We start from the raw sequence: 3530 nt of genomic DNA, 5'->3' as shown, positions 1-3530 counted from the left end.
GGGTGTGGATCGATTTCACCCTTGGGTTTCTTTGTTCAGCGGGCACCCCCCCCACCAGGAGGGTCGGGGGGGAGCTGTTTCCCCCGCGAAACAGACAGCCCGGTCCAACGTCTTACCGCCAAGCCCTGCGCAATCGCATCAGCGCCTCGGCGATCTCCGCCTCGGGCACCGCCGCAAACCCCAGCACCAGCCCCGCACGCTTATCCACAGGCACCTGGCTGTCTTCCAGCCAGTAGGCGCTCAGTGGGTGCACCTCCACCCCCACCGCCTCAGCCCTGGCCACCAGCATCTGCTCGCGCGCGAAGTTATCCACATCCACTTTCACATGCAGCCCCGCCGCCACTTCCGGCATTGCGCCCAGCCCCGGCACATCCAGCGGCCAGCCGGCCTTGAGCACATTGCGCCGCGCCAGCGCCGCCCGGCGCATGCGGCGGATATGCCGCTGGAAGTGCCCCTGGGCCATGAACTGCGCCATCACGCACTGCGTACCGACTTCGGAATGCCGCACCGCCAATGCCCGCCCCTGGCTGAAGGCTTGCACCAGCCGCGGCGGCAGCACTAGGTAACCCAGGCGCAAGGCGGGGAAGGCGATCTTGCCGAAGGTGCCGATGTAGATCACCCGCTGCTGGCGATCCAGTGCCGCAAGGGGCGCCAGCGGTGCGCCGCTGTAGCGGTATTCGCCGTCGTAGTCGTCCTCGATGATCCAGCCATCCTGGCGTTCGGCCCAGGCCAGCAACGACAGGCGCCGCGCCAGGCTCATGGTGACGCCGGTCGGGTACTGGTGCGCAGGCGTCACGTAGGCCAGGCGGCAGTCGCGCAACCGGGCAAGCTGCTCGCACACCAGCCCTTCGTCGTCTATCGCCACACCGCGCACCTTCGCCCCGGCCAGGGCAAAGGCATGCCCGGCGGCGCGATAGCCCGGGTTTTCCACAGCCACCTCCTCGCCCGGCTGCAGCAGCAGCTGTGCACAAAGGCTGATGGCCTGCTGTGCACCACTGGTGATCACAATTTGTTCAGCGGTGCACGAAAGCCCTCGCGAGCGACGCATGTAGGCCGCGATCAGCTCGCGCAGCACAGGCTCACCGGCCGGGTCGCCATAGCCGAGCAGCGCAGGATCGGGATCACGCCAGAAACCCGCTTGCAGCTTGGCCCAGACCTCGAACGGAAACAGATCGAACGCCGGAATACCGACCCGAAAAGCCCTCGGAGCGCCCGTCCTGGGCGGTGAAAGATGGTGGGATTTCAAGCGCTCCAAGGGTGCGCTCGAGCGCGTTGAACTGGATAAATCCTCAGTATCATCAGGTAGAAATGTGGATAACTCTGTTGATAACCCCCGGGATAACCTTGTTGATAACTGTGTGGATAGTTTCGGCAGCTGGCTCACGTAAGTGCCATCCCCGACCCGGCTTTCGATGAAGCCTTCGGCGTACAACTGGTCGTAGGCGCGCACCACGCTGTTGCGCGACAGCGCCAGCATCGAAGCCAGGTCACGGGTGGCCGGCAGCCGCGTGCCACTGCTCAGCCGCCCGTCCAGCACTCGCGCGCGCAGCGCCTGGTAGAGCTGCTGGCTTAGGCCACGGCGGCGGTCGAGCACGATGCCGGCGGGGTCGAAAGGCAAAACGAGGGGACGCTCACTCATGGCATTGGACCTGTCAAATCGGCTGCAAATGGCTCTTACCCAGAACCAATAGCCTGCCTAGGATGGGGTCATCAAACAAGGACTTCGCCATGTACAACGCCAAGCCTCATCAGGAACACGACCTCCAACGCCTGCACCAGCAGATGCTGCAGACGCGCCTTGCCACGCTGGTCAGCCACGGCGAACACGGCCTGCTGGCGACCCACCTGCCAGTGCTGGTGGACACTCACGAAGGCGAGTTCGGTACGGTCTACGGCCATCTGGCACGCGCCAACCGCCAGTGGCAGGACCTGGAGCGAGGCGGCGAAGCCCTGCTGGTTTTCCAGGGTGCCGATGCCTACGTGAGCCCCGGCTACTACCCGAGCAAACTGGAGAACCCGAAAGTTGTACCCACGTGGAACTACGTCGCGGTGCATGCCCATGGGCCGGTCGAGGTCATCCATGACCCGGTGCCCCTGCTGGAGATCGTCAGCCGCCTGACCGACCTGCATGAACAAAGCCGCGCCGCCCCCTGGAAAGTCGCCGACGCTCCTGCCGACTACATCGACGGCATGCTCCGCGCCATCGTCGGCATCCGCCTGCCCATCACCCGCATCCAGGGTGCCCGCAAGCTCAGCCAGAACCGCAGCGCCGACGATGTGCAGGGCGTGCGCGAAGGCCTGGCCAGCAGCCCCGACCCGCTCGACAACCAACTCGCGACGCAGATGCGTTCGCTCTGAAGGAAACCACCATGTCCAACGTCACCCTGCGCCCGGTCACTCTCGAAGACCACGCCGCCTGGCTGCCCCTCTGGCAGGCCTACCTGCGCTTCTACCAGACCACGCTCGCCGACGAGGTCACCGCCACGACCTGGCAGCGCCTGCTCGACCCCAGCGAACCCACCCACTCGGCCTTGGCCTGGGTCGATGGCAAGGCGGTGGGGATGGTCAACTACATCTATCATCGTTCCAACTGGAGCATCGAGAACTCCTGCTACCTGCAGGACCTCTACGTCGACGGCGAACAGCGCGGCCTGGGCATCGGCCGCCAGCTGATCGAACACGTCTACGCCACCGCCAAGGCCGCCGGCTGCATCAAGGTGCACTGGCTGACCCACGAGACCAACGCCACGGCCATCAGCCTGTACGAGCAAGTCGCCGAGCGCCCGGGCTTCATTCAATTTCGCAAAGCAATGTAGGCCGACCATGACCCTGAACTGGAAACCCGCCGCAACACCGGACGCCTCCCCCCTCGATGGCCGTTTCATCCGCCTGGAAAAACTCGACCCGGCGCGCCATGGCGACGACCTGTGGGAGGTCCTGCAAGGCCCGGGTTCGGACCCGGTGCTGTGGGACTACCTGCCCTACGGCCCGTTCACCGAGCGCGCCGCCTTCGACCGCTGGCTGCAAGGCAACGCAGCCAGCCGCGACCCACTGTTCTATAGCGTCATCGACAAACGCAACGGGCAGGTGCAGGGCATCCTCAGCTACATGTCGATCGTCCCCGAGCAGGGACGCTTCGAAATCGGCCATATCGCCTTTGGCGCGGCCATGCAGCGTACGCCCAAGGGCACCGAGGCGGTGTACCTGCTGAGCAAGCTCGGCTTCGAGCTGGGCAACCGGCGCCTGGAATGGAAATGCAACAACGCCAACGCGCGCTCCAAGCGCGCCGCAGAGCGGTTCGGCTTCATCTTCGAAGGCGTATTCCGCCAGCACATGGTGGTGAAAGACCAGAACCGCGACACGGCTTGGTATTCGATCACCGACGGGGAGTGGCCAGCGGTGGCGACAGGGTTCGAGCGCTGGTTGAGCGAAGAGAACCAGCGGCCTGACGGGCAGGTGAAGACCCTGGAGGCGTGCCGCCAGGCCTGACGCAATCGCGGGGCAAGCCCGCTCCCACAGGTACCCCGCTG

4 protein-coding genes are annotated in these 3530 nt (G+C 65.3%); 3 read left to right on the top strand and 1 reads right to left on the bottom strand.

The window, feature by feature from the left end; genetic code table 11:
- Positions 1-112: 112 nt before the first annotated feature.
- Positions 113-1639, bottom strand: coding sequence for a MocR-like pyridoxine biosynthesis transcription factor PdxR (pdxR, locus tag ACPZMI_RS00205; RefSeq protein WP_426351424.1), 1527 nt, complete (start codon positions 1637-1639; stop codon positions 113-115).
- 89 nt (positions 1640-1728) lie between these two features.
- Here pdxR and ACPZMI_RS00200 point away from each other — a divergent pair, with 89 nt between their 5' ends.
- The 3 genes from ACPZMI_RS00200 to ACPZMI_RS00190 are packed head-to-tail and all read left to right on the top strand — an operon-like array spanning position 1729 to position 3489.
- Positions 1729-2358: an FMN-binding negative transcriptional regulator gene (locus tag ACPZMI_RS00200; RefSeq protein ID WP_186670120.1), complete on the top strand. Its 630-nt coding sequence runs from the start codon at positions 1729-1731 to the stop codon at positions 2356-2358.
- A gap of 11 nt (positions 2359-2369) precedes the next feature.
- Positions 2370-2816, top strand: a complete 447-nt coding sequence (locus ACPZMI_RS00195) for a GNAT family N-acetyltransferase (protein WP_426351423.1) — start codon at positions 2370-2372, stop codon at positions 2814-2816.
- 7 nt (positions 2817-2823) lie between these two features.
- Complete coding sequence (locus ACPZMI_RS00190; RefSeq protein WP_186670124.1) at positions 2824-3489, top strand: GNAT family N-acetyltransferase; 666 nt, start codon at positions 2824-2826, stop codon at positions 3487-3489.
- Positions 3490-3530: the final 41 nt, after the last annotated feature.

The organism is Pseudomonas wayambapalatensis (genome assembly GCF_049942315.1).
GTDB lineage: Bacteria > Pseudomonadota > Gammaproteobacteria > Pseudomonadales > Pseudomonadaceae > Aquipseudomonas > Aquipseudomonas wayambapalatensis.
This window is presented reverse-complemented; position numbering and strand designations above follow the sequence as displayed.

Coding starts and splice junctions, on each gene's coding strand:
- pdxR (WP_426351424.1), bottom strand. CDS start 1,639: ATGAGTGAGCGTCCCCTCGTTTTGCCTTTCGACCCCGCCGGCATCGTG.
- ACPZMI_RS00200 (WP_186670120.1), top strand. CDS start 1,729: ATGTACAACGCCAAGCCTCATCAGGAACACGACCTCCAACGCCTGCAC.
- ACPZMI_RS00195 (WP_426351423.1), top strand. CDS start 2,370: ATGTCCAACGTCACCCTGCGCCCGGTCACTCTCGAAGACCACGCCGCC.
- ACPZMI_RS00190 (WP_186670124.1), top strand. CDS start 2,824: ATGACCCTGAACTGGAAACCCGCCGCAACACCGGACGCCTCCCCCCTC.